General features: G+C 60.5%; 14 protein-coding genes. 10 read left to right on the forward strand and 4 right to left on the reverse strand.

All coding sequences use genetic code 11. The annotated features are described in order from the left end of the window. The first annotated feature begins 103 nt into the window (after positions 1–103). From AC3CB8_RS19310 to AC3CB8_RS19340, 7 genes are all read left to right on the forward strand, one after another. Positions 104–1,918: a hypothetical protein gene (locus AC3CB8_RS19310; protein WP_352566747.1), complete on the forward strand. Its 1,815-nt coding sequence runs from the start codon at positions 104–106 to the stop codon at positions 1,916–1,918. A 160-nt stretch (positions 1,919–2,078) separates the two neighbouring features. Continuing rightward, complete coding sequence (locus tag AC3CB8_RS19315) at positions 2,079–3,836, forward strand: hypothetical protein (protein ID WP_352595440.1); 1,758 nt, start codon at positions 2,079–2,081, stop codon at positions 3,834–3,836. A gap of 126 nt (positions 3,837–3,962) precedes the next feature. Continuing rightward, positions 3,963–4,337 carry a fluoride efflux transporter CrcB gene (gene crcB, locus AC3CB8_RS19320; protein WP_023773637.1) on the forward strand — a complete coding sequence of 125 codons (375 nt, stop codon included), beginning with the start codon at positions 3,963–3,965 and terminating at the stop codon, positions 4,335–4,337. Positions 4,338–4,400: 63 nt separating this feature from the next. After that, on the forward strand, positions 4,401–5,381 hold the full coding sequence (locus tag AC3CB8_RS19325) for an RluA family pseudouridine synthase (protein ID WP_015317967.1): 981 nt from the start codon (positions 4,401–4,403) through the stop codon (positions 5,379–5,381). A 47-nt stretch (positions 5,382–5,428) separates the two neighbouring features. Beyond that, complete coding sequence (locus AC3CB8_RS19330; RefSeq protein ID WP_051410234.1) at positions 5,429–6,301, forward strand: DMT family transporter; 873 nt, start codon at positions 5,429–5,431, stop codon at positions 6,299–6,301. Between the two features lie 12 nt (positions 6,302–6,313). Beyond that, a complete protein-coding gene (locus AC3CB8_RS19335; RefSeq protein WP_023783951.1) occupies positions 6,314–7,105 on the forward strand; it encodes an ATP12 family chaperone protein in 792 nt (263 codons plus the stop codon). Between the two features lie 178 nt (positions 7,106–7,283). Then, positions 7,284–9,173: an MFS transporter gene (locus tag AC3CB8_RS19340; RefSeq protein WP_023783952.1), complete on the forward strand. Its 1,890-nt coding sequence runs from the start codon at positions 7,284–7,286 to the stop codon at positions 9,171–9,173. A 74-nt stretch (positions 9,174–9,247) separates the two neighbouring features. Here the strand turns inward: AC3CB8_RS19340 and AC3CB8_RS19345 are convergent, their stop codons facing one another. After that, positions 9,248–9,442 (reverse strand): DUF2735 domain-containing protein, encoded by a 195-nt coding sequence (locus AC3CB8_RS19345; RefSeq protein WP_023773639.1) that lies wholly within the window; start codon positions 9,440–9,442, stop codon positions 9,248–9,250. A 313-nt stretch (positions 9,443–9,755) separates the two neighbouring features. On the opposite strand from AC3CB8_RS19345, the gene AC3CB8_RS19350 reads away from it, so the two are divergent. After that, positions 9,756–10,796 carry a glutamine synthetase beta-grasp domain-containing protein gene (locus tag AC3CB8_RS19350; RefSeq protein WP_023773640.1) on the forward strand — a complete coding sequence of 347 codons (1,041 nt, stop codon included), beginning with the start codon at positions 9,756–9,758 and terminating at the stop codon, positions 10,794–10,796. Positions 10,797–11,460: 664 nt separating this feature from the next. Here AC3CB8_RS19350 and glnA read toward each other — a convergent pair. Both glnA and AC3CB8_RS19360 read right to left on the reverse strand, forming a co-directional pair. Continuing rightward, complete coding sequence (gene glnA, locus AC3CB8_RS19355; RefSeq protein ID WP_023773642.1) at positions 11,461–12,870, reverse strand: type I glutamate--ammonia ligase; 1,410 nt, start codon at positions 12,868–12,870, stop codon at positions 11,461–11,463. A gap of 66 nt (positions 12,871–12,936) precedes the next feature. Further along, positions 12,937–13,275 (reverse strand): P-II family nitrogen regulator, encoded by a 339-nt coding sequence (locus tag AC3CB8_RS19360; RefSeq protein WP_006205430.1) that lies wholly within the window; start codon positions 13,273–13,275, stop codon positions 12,937–12,939. A gap of 357 nt (positions 13,276–13,632) precedes the next feature. Here AC3CB8_RS19360 and AC3CB8_RS19365 point away from each other — a divergent pair, with 357 nt between their 5' ends. Next, on the forward strand, positions 13,633–15,162 hold the full coding sequence (locus AC3CB8_RS19365; protein ID WP_352566751.1) for an NAD(P)H-hydrate dehydratase: 1,530 nt from the start codon (positions 13,633–13,635) through the stop codon (positions 15,160–15,162). Between the two features lie 34 nt (positions 15,163–15,196). Here AC3CB8_RS19365 and AC3CB8_RS19370 read toward each other — a convergent pair whose 3' ends face one another. After that, positions 15,197–16,729: an acyl-CoA carboxylase subunit beta gene (locus AC3CB8_RS19370; protein ID WP_023773644.1), complete on the reverse strand. Its 1,533-nt coding sequence runs from the start codon at positions 16,727–16,729 to the stop codon at positions 15,197–15,199. Between the two features lie 410 nt (positions 16,730–17,139). On the opposite strand from AC3CB8_RS19370, the gene AC3CB8_RS19375 reads away from it, so the two are divergent. Continuing rightward, entirely contained in the window at positions 17,140–18,561 is a 1,422-nt protein-coding gene (locus tag AC3CB8_RS19375) for a DEAD/DEAH box helicase (protein ID WP_023773645.1), read from the forward strand. Positions 18,562–18,592 lie beyond the last annotated feature (31 nt).

Raw genomic sequence — 18,592 nt, forward strand, 5'->3', positions numbered from 1 at the left:
ACCGGCGACACCGGCAGCGTTCTGACGCCTGCAGGTGTGAGTTCGGCCATTCATTGCAGGGCGCTGATGTCCGGCGGACCTCCTGGAAAGGCGCGCTCCACGCTTGCGGCGTCCGCTTGTTCAAGTATACATCCGTTTCGAGCTCAATATTCATCCTGTGATTCTCATGGGGTGCGCATTTGCCGGAATGGCTCTTGGCTGTGCCAGCGCTTTCCCGTTTGATCGCAACGGTTCTTATCTCTTCCTCTCTTGGCGGCCTCAGGTGACAAGCGACAAGGTCTTCGGATTCTGGACGGCAACCTACATAGCCACCGCATTGCTGGGTGTTGCTGTCTGCGTCGTCTACATAAACCTCGAAGAATCCGTCTACTATTGGGACTTCGCCGCCTATTTCAACACGTTCAACCGGGAGGGCGCTCTCCTGGTCAAGAGCCCTCTGGAATGGCTGAGCCATGTTGGCATCTCCATCGAAAGGGACGACTACAGTGCGGCAATTCTGGTGCCTCTGATGCCGTTTTACCTGTTGTTTGGCGGCTCACGACTTTCCTATATGGCCTCAATAGTCGCAGTCTATTTTGTCCCGACGATTCTTGTCATAGCAAGAATGAGCTACGTTGAAGCGGTCTCCGCGACGTCTCCGTCCCGAGGCTGGTTTGCCGTCTGGATCGCGGTCTTTCTCTACACGCCGTTCTGGGCGGCAACGCTTCGTGGGCTGCCGGACATTGCCGGTTGTTTCGCGCTTGCCACGGGGACCTGGATTCTTTGGAAGTCGAAGTTCCTGACCCGTGAACCTGTGATCAGCGCAATGAGCGCCGGCGCGTGCCTGTGGTTGGCGTTCATGCTGCGCCGTTGGTACGCCTATAGCGTGATGGGGGTCGCTATTTCCGCGGCTTTCTTTTGTCTGTTGCTGGTTGCCAAGGATCGGGATTTCCCTGCGCTGCGGAAAGCCATGTTGGGGGGCATCTGCGCAATCGCCGTCATCCTGGGAAGCGCGTGGAATTTTCAGCTTCCGCTGATCGCCAGGATTCTGGGAACCAGCTATGGCGATCTTTACAGCGGGTACAGGACGGATCTCGTCACCCAACTTGGCGAAATGGCCTCCAGGCTCAGTTGCCTGAATTGGCTCTTGGTGCTGGTGGGCCTTTGCTTATCCGTTGCGCGAGGCAACAGGTTTGTCATGTTCTGCGCTGTCGCCTCGGTACTCACGTTTTTCCTTTTCACCCGAACGCAGGATCCGGAACGGCACCATTCGATGCCGATGTTTCTTTGGCTCTTTCCCGCCTATGCCCAAGCGATCGTTGCAATCGTTTCGGTGCCGGCGCTGAGAGCGCGATGGTCAACCGCCGTCATTGCCGTTGCCGCTGGACTCGCTTTTTTGGGCACCTTTTTTCCGATAGGTCGTCAGCTGCTGTCACCGGTCAGCGTCGTTTTTGCCAAGGAAGCCACACTCCCCCTGCATCTCGACAATCTTCCCGAATACAGACGGCTTATTGCCGATCTTACAAGCAAAATGGGACCAGAGGATCGGTTTTCCGTCTTTGCGTCGGGCTCGGTCCTGAGCGACTCGCTGCTTTTTGGCATGGACCGAAACCTTCTCCCTTACGTCGGGTGGTCTTGCCAGGTGGATAGTCGCGACCAGTTCGTACCGGAAGCATTGAAATCAAGGTATGCGGTCGTCACCGACCGACCGGTTACTCATTTGCAATGGGGCGCGCAACTGTGCGTCACGATGCCGAACCAATATATATTCGAAGGAAAAGGCATCGGTGCTGCCTATAAGCGCATTGCGGCATATCAGCTGTCCGGCGGTGTTGCCGGCTACCTCTACGAGCGGATGCGCCCGGTCAGCAAAGTGGAAATCGACGCCCTCTACAGCGAGTTCAAGAAGAAATATCCGCATTGGACCGCGCCTGAGTAGTCACCTTGTATCGATTGCATTTCAATGCTGCTCAGGCGACCCCAACCGAGCGCAGGCCACGGCCTTCTCCATATGCGCGTGGCGTGCCTTGCCAATCGCTGTGATCGCTCACAACCGAAATGCGCTGAAGTATGTAGCTTGTCGTTGTTGCGCGAATCTGATGCTTCGTAATCTGCAAGCGGTTTTTTGTTGTACATTAGCGGCGGCAAATATCTTGGCTCGGATTGGTCGGTTTCGCAATTTCGCTTCGGTGACCCAAGTGGAAAATCTCAGGAGCGGTTGGCTTTGGGGCGGGCTTTATATATGCACAGCATTGCTGTGCGTTGCTTTTGTAGCAATATACATAGGTCTGGAAGATCCAGTCTATTATTGGGATTATGACGCCTATTTCAAGGTGTTTAACCAGCAGGGTGATTTCCTGGTTGAGAATCCCGTCCAGTGGCTGCGCCAATTGCGGGCATCTATCCAGAAGGACAGTTACAGTGTGGCGATTTTGGCGCCGCTGATGCCATTCTACACGGTCTTCGGCGGCTCGAGATTTTCATACATCGCTGCGGTTGTTGCGGTTTACCTGGTTCCGGCTGCTCTCTTCATAGGTAGAATAAGCTATCTCGAGGCGGTCCCCGCGAAGCGTTCGCCACGAAGCTGGTTTGCCGTTTGGGTTGCGGCCGTTCTCTACACACCATTTTGGGCGGCGACACTTCGCGGGATGCCGGACATTGCCGGTTCCTTGGCGCTAGTCGCGGCAACCTATTTCATTTGGAAATCAAAATTCCTCACGCAGGAGCCGGTGGCCAGCGGAGTACGGGTCGGTGGATATCTGTGGTTGGCGTTCATGCTGCGCCGCTGGTATGCGTATTCCGCCGTGGCGGTCGCAATTTCCGCGGCATTCTTTTTTTTACCGCGGATCGCAATGAACCGGGACTTTCCGGCCCTCTGGAAAGCCGTGTTGGGAGGCTTGTGTGCGGTTCTCGTTGTTGCCGGAGCGGCATGGATTTTCCAGCTGCCCCTGATCCTCGAGATTTTGGGGACCAACTACGGCGAGCTCTACGCCGGATACAAGACGAATTTCCTCTCCCAACTCGAGCAAATTGGATCCAGGCTCAGCTATGCAAACTGGCTATTGATCCTGGTGGGCCTTTATTTCTCTGTTGTACGCGGCAACCGCTTCTCTTTGTTCTGTGCCGTTGCCTCGGCGCTCACCTTTTTTCTGTTTACCCGGACGCAGGATCCGGATCGCCATCATTCGATGCCTATATTTCTTTGGCTTTTTCCTGCCTATGCTCAGGCAATCGTCGCGATCGTTTCGGGGTCAACGCTGAGGGCGCGATGGACGGCAGCTAGTATAGCCGTTGCCGCTGGACTGGCGTTCTTGGGCACCTTCTTGCCGAGCGGTCGACAACTGCTGTCGCCGATCAGCTACGTGTACGCCAGGGAAGCCACGCTTCCTCTTCACCTCGACAATCTGCCTGAATATAAGCGGCTCGCTGATGACCTTCTCGCCAAGATGGAACCCGATGATCGTTTTGCGGTGTTTGCTTCAGGTTCGGTCATGAACGATTGGCTGTTGCTTGGAATGAACCCTGGTTTGTCCTTACACCTGGAGCCGACTTGTCAAGTGGACAGCCGTGATGAATTCGGGCCGAAAGCATTGAAATCTAAATTTATAGTCGTTACCGACCCGCCCGTTACCCACCTGCAGCAGGGCGCGCAGATCTGCGTCACGATGCCAAACCAATATATCCTCGAAGGCAAGGGCATTGGCGCCGCATACAGGCGCCTGGCGTCTTATCAACTCTCCGAGGGGGTCAACGGCTATCTCTATGAGCAGATGCGTCCGGTCAGCAAAGTCGAGCTCGACGCTCTTTATAGTGAATTTCAAAAGAAATACCCAAGCTGGCAACCGCCCCAATGGTGACGTCGGATCGATTGCGTTTCCGGTAGCTGGCCGATGTGAAGTTGCGCGAGTTGCAAGCGCGTTCCGGAGCGCCGTCGCAACCTTGAGGGATTGACGCCGCCACGCGTGCAAAGGCAGTAACGTTCTATGTTCAATCTGCTTCTCGTAGCCGTCGGCGGCGGCATCGGCGCCGGCATCCGCCATCTGACCAGCATGGGCGCGCTGCGCCTCGTCGGTCCCAACTATCCCTGGGGCACAATGGCGATCAACATCGTCGGCTCGTTTGCGATGGGACTGTTCATCGCCATCCTTGCGCGTCGCGGCGGGTCCAATGAGGTCAGGCTGTTCGTTGCTACCGGCATTCTTGGAGGCTTCACCACCTTCTCCGCCTTTTCGCTCGACTTCGCGGCCCTGTGGGAACGCGGCTCGACACTGCCGGCGTTCGGATATGCGCTTGCCAGCGTCGTTGGCGCGATCATTGCCCTGTTTCTGGGACTTTGGCTCGCAAGAACCGTTTCATAATGTTATTGCCGCGCCAAGCGCAGGCCAAGAGCCCTGCTCGGGAAACGGATAAGCGAAGAAGACATGGCAGGCGTTGAACAGATCACGGTGGAGGCCGGCGAGGCGGGCATGCGGCTCGATCGCTGGTTCAAGACCCATTTCCCGGGCCTTGGCTTCGGCCATCTACAGAAGCTGCTGCGCTCCGGCCAGATCCGCGTCGATGGCGGCCGGGTCAAGGCCGACACCCGCGTCGAGCCAGGGCAGATGGTTCGCGTTCCGCCGCTCGAGGTAGACAAGAAGGGCGAGAGCGCGCTCACCGGCCACTCGATCCGCAACCAGGGCGACGCCGATGTGCTCGCCAAGATGCTGATCCACGAGGATCCCAAGGTCTTCGTCTTCAACAAGCCGGCGGGCCTCGCCGTTCAGGGCGGCTCCGGCGTTACCCGCAATGTCGATGACATGCTGGAAGCATGGCGCAGCCAGAAAGGCGAGAAGCCGCGGCTGGTGCACCGGCTCGACCGCGACACGTCGGGTGTGCTGGTGGTGGCCCGCACGAGGCTGGCCGCGATGAAGCTTTCAGAGGCGTTCCGGGCGCGGGAAACCAAGAAGACCTACTGGGCGCTGGTCAAGGGCGTGCCGCCCAAGCGCGAGGACAAGATCTCGACCTGGCTGATCAAGGAGGCTACGCCGGACGGCGACCGCGTGCGCATCGCCGCGCATGGCGAGAAAGGCGCCGACCACGCCGTGTCCTATTATCGCATCATCGAGCAGGCGGCGCAGACCATGACCTGGCTGGAGATGGAACCCTATACCGGCCGCACACACCAGCTTCGCGTCCATGCCGCCCATATTGGCTGCCCGATCATCGGCGACCCGAAATACTTCGAGGCCGACACCAACTGGGATTTTCCTGGCGGCATTCAAAACCGGCTGCATCTGCACGCGCGCCGCATCATTATCCCGCACCCGGACAAGGGCGTCATCGACGTCACCGCGCCGATGCCGCCGCACATGCGCCAGAGCTGGAACCTGATCGGCTTCGATGACGCCAGCGCGGAGGACTAACCGTGAGCGGCGCCACCGATGCGCTCGATCGGCGCGACGCGGTCGACATGGCCGCCGCCTCGATCATGGTCGGCCTGACATTCTCCTGGGGACTGAACTACGTCGCCGCCAAGGTCTCTTATGCCGGTTACGACCCCGTCTTCCTCTCGATCGCGCGTTCGGTCATCGGTGGTTTCTGCGTCTTTCTCTGGTGTCGCTGGCGCGGCATTGCGCTGTTCACCAGGGATGGGACATTGCCGGCGGGTATCGCGGTCGGCTTGCTTTTCGGCGTCGAGTTCCTTTGTCTCTACGTTGGCCTGGAGCATACGACCGTGGCGCGCAATACTTTGCTGGTCAACTCAATGCCGTTCTGGATGCTGATCGGCGGCCACTTCCTGCTCGGCGAACAGATCACCATGCGCAAGTTCCTCGGACTGCTGTTGGCCTTCGCCGGCCTTGCCGCGGTCTTTTCCGATAAGCTCGGCGGTAGCGGAGACATGCTGTTCGGTGATCTCCTGAGCCTCGGTTCGGGGTTGTTCTGGGCCCTGACCAATATCCTTATCAAACGATCGAAACTGGTCGAGGCGAGTGCGGAAAAACTGCTGCTCTATCAACTCGCCGGCGCTGCGATCGTTGGCGTGATGGTCCTGCCTCTTGCCGGCCCGCCGGTGCGCGATCCCTCCCTGTTGCCGACATTGGCGCTGCTTTTCCAGGCGATCTATATCGTCGCCTTCACCTATGTGTTGTGGTTCTGGCTGCTGCGCCGCTATCCGGCCTCGGGCTTGTCCAGCTTCACCTTCCTGTCGCCGGTCTTCGGTGTCTTAAGCGGTGCGATCATCTTGAACGAGCCGCTGACCATTCGCATTTTTCTTGCACTTGGCTTGATTGCGGCCGGCCTGGTCATCGTCAACCGGCCGGCACGCAAGCTGATACCGGTGTAAGAAAGGCACTTCATGCGTGATATCCTCAACGACCTCGAAGCGGGCAAGTATCTTTCCGATCCGGATCCGGTGCGTCGCGCCCAGATTCAGATGAAGACGCCGCTGCCCAAGCGCTTCTATAAGAAGGTCTCGGTCGCGCCGGTGGAAGGTGGCTTTGCCATCCATCTCGACGGCAAGCCGGTGCGCACGCCGGGCAAAGCACTGCTGGCGCTGCCAACCGAGGCGGCCGCGACGCTGGTTGCCGGCGAGTTCGCGGAACAGGGCGAGACGATCAATCCGATGACGATGCCGGTTATGCGGCTGGTCAACACCGCCATCGATGGCGTGGCCAGCGATCCGCAGGCGGTTCTGGAAGACATTCTGCGGTTTGCCTCGTCGGATCTGCTCTGTTATCGCGCCGATGCCCCGCAAGGGCTGGTCGAGCGGCAGAACGAACAGTGGGATCGCGTCATCGACTGGGCCCGCGCGGCACTTGGGGCCCGCTTCAACCTTGCCGAGGGCATCATCCATGTCGAGCAACCGCGCGAAACCATTGCGGTGCTGGGCAGCCATCTGGCGCAACGCGCCGAACCGCTGCGCCTTGCCGCCATCCATGTCATGACGTCGTTGACCGGCTCGGCACTGCTGGCCTTGGCGGTCGATTTCGGCGAGCTAGACGGCGAGGAGGCCTGGGCCGCCGGCCATGTCGACGAGGACTGGCAGACCGCACAGTGGGGACAGGACGCCGAAGCCGTCGCGCGCCGCGCCGCTCGCAAACGGGACATGATGGCCGCCGTCGGCTTGCTCGAAGCACTGCGGGCCTGAGCGCTTCGCTCCGCCTTCGCACTGCACCTAATACGAAAGTCATAATCCCATCGTCGCGGTGCCCTTTCCCCGCCCTTTCTGCCATTTTCCCTGTGTTGGCTGCGTCTTTGAGTCCGCGTTCGGAGGAGAACGCGGACGTCGGCGCACAGCATCGAGGTCTCACGGGAGGATAAACCCTATGGCAATGGCATCGACCGCCGGCGGAACGAGCCGCGGCATGACGCGGGAGGAGAAGAAAGTCATCTTCGCTTCCTCGCTGGGCACTGTTTTCGAATGGTACGATTTCTATCTCTACGGCTCACTGGCGGCTTTCATCGGCTCAACCTTTTTCAGTCCGACCATTCCCGAGGCAACGCGTAACATCTTCGCACTGCTGGCCTTTGCCGCAGGCTTTCTGGTTCGCCCGTTCGGCGCGCTGCTGTTCGGTCGCATCGGCGACCTCGTCGGCCGCAAATACACATTCCTGGTCACAATGACTATCATGGGCCTGTCGACCTTCCTGGTCGGTCTGCTCCCCGGCTATGCAACCTTGGGCATCGCGGCTCCGGTGATCCTTATCGTCCTGCGCATGCTACAGGGTTTGGCGCTGGGCGGCGAATATGGTGGTGCGGCGACCTATGTCGCCGAACATGCACCCGATGACCGCCGTGGCTTCTACACCTCATGGATCCAGACAACAGCGACGCTCGGCCTGTTCCTGTCGCTGATCGTCATCCTGATCGTGCAGGGGTCGCTGAGCAAGGAGACCTACGCCGCCTGGGGCTGGCGCATTCCGTTCATCGTCTCTTTCCTGCTACTCGCCGTTTCGATCTGGATCCGGTTGTCACTCTCGGAGTCTCCGACCTTCCAGAAGATGAAGGACGAAGGCAAGGGCTCAAAGGCGCCGCTCTCGGAAGCCTTTGGTCAGTGGAAGAACGCCAAGATCGCGCTCCTGGCGCTGCTCGGCCTCACCGCCGGTCAGGCCGTGGTTTGGTACAATGGCCAGTTCTACGCGCTGTTCTTCCTGCAGAACGTGCTGAAGGTCGACGCGCAGTCGGTCAACATCATGATCGCCATCGCGCTGGCTATCGGCTCGATCTTCTTCGTCGTCTTCGGCTGGCTCTCCGACAAGATCGGCCGCAAGCCGATCATCATGGCTGGTCTTGCGCTGGCTATCGTCTGTACCTTCCCGCTGTTCAAGGCGTTGACCTGGGCCGCCAATCCGGCGCTCGCCAAGGCTCAGCAGAGCACTCGGGCAACGGTGACGGCAGCTCCCGGCGACTGCAAGTTCCAGTTCAATCCGGTGGGCACGGCGAAGTTCACGACGTCCTGCGACATCGCGACTTCGTTCCTGACCAAGAACTCGGTTCCCTATGAAGTGGTGTCGACGGCTGCGGCCGGGACGCCCGCGTCAGTCAAAATCGGTACAGAGACAGTGGCGTCTTACGATGCGGTCGCCGCCGGCGATCAGGCCAAGGCTAAGGAAGCCGCCTTCGTCAAGGCAGTCAACATGTCCTTGCAGGACGGTGGCTATCCGCTGAAGCGAGCGGCGATCAAGGTCGCGGACCAGAAACTCGATGCCTTCATCGCAGCCAATCCTGAACTTAAGCTCGACGCAGCCGCCATCCGCGGCGGCGAGAAGGCAGCGGTTCCGACCGATCAGGCGGTTAAGGACAAGGTCTTGACCGCCGATGAGGCAGCGGGCGCACCCGAGGTCACCGTCTACAACATACCGGGCGGCGGTGCCTTTGCGATGTTCGCCGATCCGGCGGCGGTTAACTGGCCGATGACGATCGGCATCCTGTTCATCCTGGTCCTGTTCGTGACCATGGTCTATGGACCGATCGCGGCGATCCTTGTCGAGATGTTCCCGACTCGCATTCGCTACACGGGCATGTCATTGCCCTACCACATCGGCAATGGCTGGTTCGGCGGCCTGCTGCCGGCGACGGTGTTTGCGCTCAGCGCCTACAAGGGCGATATCTACTATGGCCTTTGGTATCCGGTGGTCATCGCGGCGATGACGCTGATCATCGGCATGATCTTCGTCAAGGACACGCTCGGAACCGACCTGCGCGCCAAGGAATAGTCGGTAGGCCAGAACGAAAAGCCCGGCGCGAGCGATCGCGCCGGGCTTTTTCTTCAAGATCGACGTGGAAGGGTTCAGCTCTTCCGCCGCGGATCTTCTTCCTCAACGGCGGCCTCGTGGTACCAGCCATCGAAATCGGCGTGCTCGCCGCGAAGCGCGGCAAGCTCTGCCGCGAATTTGGCCTTGGCGCTTAAATTTAAGGCAGACCTGCGCGCTGCCAGCGGGAACATCAGGATTTTCGCCGACGGTCGCGATTGCGTGACTTGCATTGCCGGTCTCCCTGCTTTTTCAGAGGCTCATTGATTCAGCTCTCATCAAAATAGGTCCTGCGAGTCATTTAGGCAATATGCCTATGAAAAGATCATGATTTGCCTATGATTTAAGCAGTATTGCCGCCTGGATCATCCGCATGCATTGCTGAGGCGGCTTATTAAAATAACTGCCTGGGCATGATCATTTTGCCGCAGCCTGCGACAGCCGAGTGGCACACGAATTGCTTTTTATCCATCGGCAGGCCGGCCTGTTTCGGCCATGCATCGACATCCGCCTGCTTGCGGTGTCCAAGCAACGAGAGGCTCTAGAATGACCAAATACAAGCTCGAGTATATCTGGCTCGATGGATACACCCCCGTCCCGAATCTTCGCGGCAAGACGCAGATCAAGGAATTCGCTGAGTTCCCGACGCTCGAGCAACTGCCGCTGTGGGGTTTCGACGGGTCCTCGACGCAGCAGGCCGAGGGCCATAGCTCCGATTGCGTGCTGAAGCCGGTCGCGGTCTATCCCGATCCGGCCCGCACCAACGGCGTGCTCGTCATGTGCGAAGTCATGATGCCCGACGGCGTTACGCCGCATGCATCTAACAAGCGCGCCACCATCCTCGACGACGAAGGCGCCTGGTTCGGCTTCGAGCAGGAGTATTTCTTCTACAAGGACGGCCGTCCGCTCGGCTTCCCCGAGAGCGGCTATCCCGCACCGCAGGGGCCGTACTATACCGGCGTCGGCTATTCGAATGTCGGCTCCGTTGCGCGCCAGATCGTCGAGGAACATCTTGATCTCTGCCTCGCGGCCGGCATCAACCATGAAGGCATCAACGCCGAAGTGGCGAAGGGGCAGTGGGAGTTCCAGATTTTCGGCAAGGGTTCCAAAAAGGCCGCCGACCAGATGTGGATGGCCCGCTATCTGATGCAGCGCTTGACCGAAAAGTACGGCATCGACATCGAATACCACTGCAAGCCCCTCGGCGACACCGACTGGAACGGCTCGGGCATGCATGCCAATTTCTCGACCGCCTATATGCGTGAAGTCGGCGGCAAGGCCTATTTCGAAGCGCTGATGGCGGCTTTCGACAAGAACCTGATGGACCACATCGCCGTCTACGGCCCGGACAACGACAAACGTTTGACCGGCAAGCACGAGACCGCGCCGTGGAACAGGTTCAGCTATGGCATCGCCGATCGCGGCGCCTCGATCCGCGTCCCGCATTCGTTCGTCAAGAACGATTACAAGGGCTATCTGGAAGACCGTCGTCCGAACTCGCAGGGCGACCCCTACCAGATCGCCTCGCAGATCCTGAAGACGATCGCTTCGGTCTCGGCGAGCGCAGAGATTTCTGCCGCCGCATGATCCGTTTTACGGCGCGCATCAATGCGCGGCAGATGGATGTTCTTGCAATACAGGCCTGGGCGGAAGCGCCCGGGCCTTTCTTTTTACCGACCCGACATGACGCCACGCGCGGTCAGCGTCGTCACCGACTGCCCCGGAGCGGCGAATTCCCCCAAAAAAAGTCAGGTTGAAAAATAACGAGCGGTTCCACCGAAACGAGGGGCTTTGGTGGACGCTCCTTGCCGCCACTCGTCTCGTGCATTTCCAAGTTTTCATTGAAAAAGCCCGGAAAACAGCCTGTTTCAGCTCGGTCCGTACGCCAGCGATCCTTTATATAAGCCACTGTTCATACATTGAAATCGGCGATTTATGCCTCCGTGTGGCGGCGTTGACAGGCCACGCCGCGGCATGCGTATTCGTGGCCTTGGGGTTACGCCAAGCGATGCTGTTCGAACGGGGCGGGGGTTTCGTGAACGACGGCATTGGCGGGGGCGCCGGACGAGCGGGCATTGCAGCCTGAGGCAGTGTGCCGCTCGCTCCTGGCGATTGATTGCGTCCTCCAAAAAAGGAAGTTGGCCATCGTTGCGTGGCTGGCCGCACGCAATCCATCGATGAGCCTTTTCGGCAAAAAGCCCTTGAAGGGGGAAAACCTTCAAGGGCCTTGAAACATTGTTCGAGCGGATTCCTAGACCGAATAATACATGTCGTACTCGACCGGATGCGGGGTCATCTCGAAGCGCATCACTTCGGCCATCTTGAGCTCGATATAGCTGTCGATCTGGTCGTCGTCGAAGACGCCGCCAGCCTTCAGGAAGCCGCGGTCCTTGTCGAGGCTCTGGAGCGCTTCGCGCAGCGAACCGCAGACGGTCGGGATCTTCTTCAGTTCCTTCGGCGGCAGGTCGTAGAGATCCTTGTCCATCGGCTGTCCCGGGTGGATCTTGTTCTTGATCCCATCGAGGCCGGCCATCAGCAGCGCCGAGAACGCCAGGTAGGGGTTCGCGCCCGGATCGGGGAAGCGGACCTCGACGCGCTTGGCCTTCGGCGACGAGCCGAACGGGATGCGGCAGGAGGCCGAGCGGTTGCGCGCCGAATAGGCAAGCAGCACCGGCGCTTCATAGCCCGGCACCAGTCGCTTGTAGGAGTTGGTCAGCGGGTTGGTGAAGGCATTGATCGCCTTGGCGTGCTTGATGACACCGCCAATGAAGAACAGGCAGTTTTCCGACAGGCCGGCATATTCATTGCCGGCGAAGGTCGGCTTGCCACCCTTCCAGATCGACATATGGACGTGCATGCCCGAGCCGTTGTCGCCGAATATCGGCTTCGGCATAAAGGTGGCCGTCTTGCCATAGGCATTGGCGACCTGGTGCACGACGTACTTGTAGATCAGCATCTTGTCGGCGTTGCGGACAAGCGCGTCGAACTTGATGCCGAGCTCGTGCTGGGCGGCGGCGACCTCGTGGTGGTGCTTTTCGACGCGCACGCCCATTTCGGCGAGTACGGTCAGCATTTCGGAGCGCATGTCCTGCGCCGAATCGATCGGCGGCACCGGGAAATAGCCGCCCTTGACTCGCGGACGGTGGCCGAGATTGCCGGTCTCGTAATCGGTGTCGTCGTTCGACGGCAGTTCCGTCGAATCGAGCTTGAAGCCTGTGTTATAGGGATCGGCCTTGTATTTCACGTCATCGAACACGAAGAACTCGGCTTCCGGGCCGACATAGATGGTGTCGCCGATGCCTTCCGACTTCATGTAGGCCTCGGCTTTCTTGGCGGTGCCGCGCGGGTCGCGGTTGTAGGATTCGCCGGAGACCGGATCGAGAATGTCGCACAGGATGACCATGGTCGACTGCGCGAAGAACGGGTCCATGTGGACGGTGTCCGGGTCGGGCATCAGCACCATGTCGGATTCGTTGATGGCCTTCCAGCCTGCGATCGAGGAGCCGTCGAACATTACACCGTCGGCGAACATGTCTTCCTCGACCTCGACGACATCCATGGTGACGTGCTGCAGCTTGCCCTTCGGGTCGGTGAAGCGCAGGTCGACGAATTTAACGTCGTTGTCCTTGATCTGCTTCATGATGTCTTTGGCTGTCGTCATGTCATGTATCCCTGTGTGCTGACGTTTTTTGATGGATGACGTTTCTTAGAGGACGGCCCGCTCGGATCAAACCGCGTCCATTCCGGTTTCGCCGGTGCGGATGCGCACCACTTCCTCGATGTTGGAGACGAAGATTTTGCCGTCGCCGATGCGGCCGGTCTGGGCCGCCTTGCGGATAGCTTCAATCGCGCCTTCCACGGCATCGTCGCCGAGCACGACCTCGATTTTCACCTTGGGCAGGAAGTCGACGACATATTCAGCGCCGCGGTAGAGTTCGGTATGACCCTTCTGGCGGCCGAAGCCTTTGGCCTCGGTAACGGTAATGCCTTGCAGTCCGGCCTCCTGAAGCGCTTCCTTCACTTCGTCCAGCTTGAATGGCTTGATGATCGCTTCGATCTTTTTCATGTAAAAAGTGGCCTCCACTGCCAAAAAAACGGGTTGTGAGCCCCCGCTTGCGCCTCAATCAAGCACGAACTGTGCCAGTCGCAGGGAACAGAAGCGGTGTCATACGATTTCAAAGTCATGTCACCCCCGGATGCAAATTCGCGTCATTCGCTGCATCGGAAGCGGCATGGATGGCTGCAGCCTACCCGGCACGACTGTGCATGTCTGCCCAATATTCGGGCAAATTGCTCATCCTGCGGGCAGATCCGTGCTTGCAATCCTCGCGCCGGTCGACGTGGTCATGACAGCGCCAACTCCTCCCCGTTTGCGTCGAGCCGAAAACTGGACAATGCTTGATCGAATGCGGATCGGCAATCCATGAGCCACGAACTTCTTACGTCCGCCGAGATGGGCGAGGCGGATCGGCTGACAATTGCAGCAGGTCCAATCGACGGCATTGGATTGATGCGCCGTGCCGGGCAGGCCGTCGCGACCGAAGTGCTCAGCCGCTATCCCTCCGCGGCGCATGTCCATGTGTTATGCGGCCCGGGCAACAATGGCGGCGACGGTTATGTCGTCGCTCGCATTCTGGCTGGCAGCGGTGTCGCCACCACGGTCTGGACGTCTGGCCCGCCGAGGCCGGATAGCGACGCGGCACTCGCCGCCGCGGAATGCCCCATCAAACCCCGGCCGCTATCGGACTTTGATGCCGGTCCCTGCTCGATCGTGGTCGATGCGCTTTATGGGGCAGGGCTGTCCAAGCCGCTGTCCGGCGAAGCCGCCAGGGCGGTCGATCTGGCCGCCAAGCTGCATTTGCCGGTTGTCGCGGTCGACCTGCCTTCCGGCATTTCAGGTGACAGCGGCAAGGTGCTCGGCACGTCCTTTTCGGCGGACCTCACCGTGACCTTCGCGCGCAAGAAGCCAGGCCATCTGCTCCTGCCCGGCCGGGAGCGATGCGGCGAGGTCGTGCTTGCCGGTATCGGAATCGGCGATGACGTGATTGCAAGGCTCCAGCCCCGGACCTTCGAGAACGGACCGGCACTCTGGTCGCGCGGTTTGCCGGTGCCGGCCGTCGACGCTCATAAATACAAGCGCGGCCATGTCGGCGTCTTTTCCGGCGGGCCGAGCGCCACCGGCGCGGCGCGGCTCTCAGCGCTAGCCGCTGCCCGAAGCGGGGCAGGGGCGGTGACGGTTCTGTCGCCGGGCAACGCCATGCAGGTCAATGCCGCGCACCTGACCTCGATCATGCTGCGCAAGGCCGACGATGCTGCCGACATTGAAGCATTCGTCGGGGAGCGCCGGCTATCGGCTTTTGTTCTCGGACCCGGCTTTGGCATCGGCGAAAAAACCCGGGCGTTCGCACTTGTGCTACTCGCGTCGGGCAAGCCGGCGGTCGCGTCCACCGGAATTGGCGGCCTGGTCTTCGACGCCGACGCGATCACCTCGTTTCGTGAGGCGCCGGATATCTTGTTCGAAGCCGCCCGCGGGCCGGGCGCGCCCGCGCTGGTGATGACACCGCACGAAGGCGAGTTCGCCAGGCTGTTTGCTGACATCGCCGATGACAATGTCTCGTCCAAGCTGGACAAGGCACGCGCGGCGGCCGCGCGCGCCAATGCCGTCATCGTCTACAAGGGCGCCGACACGGTGATCGCCGCTCCCGATGGCAGGGCGGCGATCAATTCCAACGGCGCGGCCTGGCTTGCCACCGCAGGATCGGGCGATGTGTTGTCCGGCATCACGGCCGGCCTGCTTGCCCAAGGCATGCTGGCTTTCGAAGCAGCCTGCGCGGCGGTCTGGATCCATGCCGAGGCCGGCAGTCGGTTCGGACCGGGGTTGATCGCCGAGGATTTGCCGCTGGCGATAGTGCCGGTGCTGCGCGACCTGGTGGCTGCCGGAGGCGGGCGCTGATCAACCACATTTGAGCGATGACCGCGACACCCGTTCACAGCGGGATATTGTCGTGCTTCTTCCAGGGGTTCTGCATATCCTTGTTGCGCAGCATGCGTAGCGCGCGCGCTACGCGGCGGCGGGTCGAATGCGGCATGATCACCTCGTCGACATAGCCGCGCTCGGCGGCCACGAAAGGCGACAGGAAGCGGTCCTCGTAAGCCTTTGTATGGGCCGCGATCTTTTCGGCATCGCCGATGTCTTTGCGGTAGATGATCTCGACCGCGCCTCTCGCCCCCATGACGGCGATCTGCGCCGTCGGCCAGGCATAGTTCATGTCGCCGCGCAGATGTTTTGACGCCATCACATCATAGGCGCCGCCATAGGCTTTGCGGGTGATGACGGTGATCTTCGGCACGGTCGCCTCGGCATAGGCGAAAAGCAGCTTGGCGCCGTGCTTGATCAGCCCGCCATATTCCTGCGCCGTGCCCGGCAAAAAGCCTGGAACATCGACGAAGGTGACGATGGGAATAGAAAAACAGTCGCAGAAGCGCACGAAGCGCGCCGCCTTGCGGCTGGCGTCGGAATCGAGCACGCCGGCCAGCACCATCGGCTGGTTGGCGACAAAGCCGACGGTTCGGCCTTCGACTCGGCCGAAACCGGTGACGATGTTCTTGGCGAAACTCTGCTGGATCTCGAAGAAGTCGCCCTCATCGGCGACCTTCAGGATCAATTCCTTGATGTCGTAGGGCTTGTTGGCGTTGTCGGGGATCAGCCGGTCGAGCGACATGTCATGGTCGGTGACCGACTGGTAGCATTCGATCTCGGGGATCTCCGACGTGTTGGAAGCTGGTAACAGGTCGATCAGCCGCCGCATCTGCAAGAGCGCCTCGACGTCATTGTCATAGGCGCCGTCGGCGATCGAGGACTTCGTCGTGTGCACCGACGCGCCGCCGAGGCTCTCGGCGGTCACCGTCTCATTGGTCACGGTCTTCACCACGTCCGGCCCGGTGACGAACATGTAGGAGGTGTCGCGCACCATGAAGATGAAGTCGGTCATGGCGGGCGAATAGACGTCACCGCCGGCGCACGGCCCCATGATCACAGAAATCTGCGGTATAACGCCGGACGCAAGCACGTTGCGCTGAAAAATCTCGGCATAGCCGCCGAGGGCTGCGACGCCCTCCTGGATACGCGCCCCACCGGCGTCGTAGAGGCCGATGATTGGCGCACGGTTGCGCAGCGCCATCTCCTGCACCTTGATGACCTTCTCGGCATGGGCTTCCGACAGCGAACCGCCGAACACGGTGAAATCCTTGGCGAAGAGGTAAACCGGGCGGCCATTGATCGTGCCCCAGCCGGTGACGACGCCGTCGCCGGCGATCTTTGTCTTCTCCATGCCGAAATCGGTCGAGCGGTGCTCGACATACATGTCGAATTCTTCGAACGAGCCTTCGTCGAGAAACACCTCGATGCGTTCGCGCGCGGTGAGCTTGCCCTTCTTGTGCTGCGCATCGATACGGGCTTGGCCGCCACCCATCCGGGCGATGTCGCGCCGCCGCTCGAGTTCCTTCAGCACGTCCTTCATCGTTCGGTCCCCAAAATCGGAAGCTGCATTTGTGGTAATGATGCCAGTCGGCGAGTGCAAGCGTCGGCTTTTGGTTGGATTTTGCTGCACCGCAGCATCGCGCCTCTTGCATTCCGGGGCGAACTCAGCCATATGCAGCCCATAGGCGCTTGGGCCGGGAGATTCCGGCCTTCTCGACAAATGAGACTGGTTGCGTCTGCTTTCCCTCTTTCCGGTATATCGGCCCCTCTTCCGGTACATCACAAAGTGGCGAAAAAAGCCCCGTGGCATGATGCCTGCGGGCACGGCAGCGCAGCCGAGTGGACGCCCGCGTCCGCCCGCCTTGTCGTTTCATATCAAATTTTCGACGGCAGGTTGCGCCCTGCCGCCATTGACGTTTGCGGCCAGAGGCCGCGTGAAAGAAGATTATTTTGACCAACGAAAACACATTGCCCGGCAACGACACCGCGGAACTCTCCGGGTTCGCGGCGCTGGGAATTACTGGTGCGCTGCTCAAGGCCACCCACAATGCCGGCTTCGCCGAACCGAAGCCGATCCAGATGCAGGCGATCCCGCCGCAGCTGGAAGGCCGTGACATTTTCGGCATCGCCCAGACCGGCTCCGGCAAGACCGCTGCCTTCGCGCTGCCGATCCTGTCGAAGATCATCGCACTCGGCACCAAGCGGCGCGCCAAGACGACCCGCGCGCTGATCCTGGCGCCGACCCGCGAACTCGCGGTGCAGATCGAGGACACCATCAAGATCCTCGCCAAGGGCGCGCATGTCTCGACGGCACTCGTGCTGGGCGGTGTCTCGCGCTTCAGCCAGGTGAAGAAGGTTGCTCCCGGCGTCGATATCCTCATCGCCACCCCGGGCCGGTTGACCGACCTGGTGCGCGAGGGCGACCTCATCCTCTCCGACACCAAATGGCTGGTGCTGGATGAGGGCGACCGCATGCTCGACATGGGCTTCATCAACGACGTCAAGCGCATCGCCAAGGCGACCGCGCCCGACCGCCAGACGGCGCTGTTCTCGGCCACCATGCCGGACGAGATCGCCGAACTCGCCAAGGGCCTCCTGAAGAACCCGGTCCGCATCGAGGTCTCGCCGCAAAGCACCGCGGCCGCCGAGATCGTGCAGGGCGTCGTCTTCGCCCGCACCAAGCAGAAGCGCCAGGTGCTGTCGACGATGCTCGCCGACGAAGCGATGAAGTCCGTCATCATCTTTTCGCGCACCAAGCATGGCGCGGACCGGGTGACCAAGGACCTCGAGCGCGACGGCTTCAAGGCCGCCGTCATTCACGGCAACAAATCGCAGAATGCCCGTCAGAAGGCACTGAACGATTTCCGTGATGGATCGGTGCGCATTCTGGTCGCGACCGACATCGCCGCGCGCGGCATCGACGTGCCCGGCATCAGCCATGTCGTGAATTTCGACCTGCCGGACGAAGCCGAAAGCTATGTCCACCGCATCGGCCGCACCGGCCGCAACGGTATGGATGGCATCGCGCTCACGCTTTGCGATCCTTCGGAGAATAGCAAGCTGCGCCAGGTCGAGCGCATCATCCGCACCAAGCTGCCAATCGTTGCCGACCATCTCGGCAGCCCCGATCCGGCACGCAATCCGGCGGAAAAGAACGAGCGCTTCGAACCCGCCAACGATCGCGACCGCAATGGCCGTCGCGATGGCAGGCGGCCGGGCGGCGAGAAGAAGCCGAATAGCGGTTTCAGCAAGAAGCGTTTCGGCGACAAGCCGGCCTTTGCCGGTGAGCGCAAGCCGGAAGGTGCAAAACCCTTCAAGGGCAACAACAAGCGCCGCTTCGGCGGCAAGCGTCCGGCGGCACGGGCTGCCTAACGAACCCCTGCGGTAACCGGCCAGTTCTTGG

The sequence above is a fragment of the Mesorhizobium sp. P160927 genome (assembly GCF_057766385.1).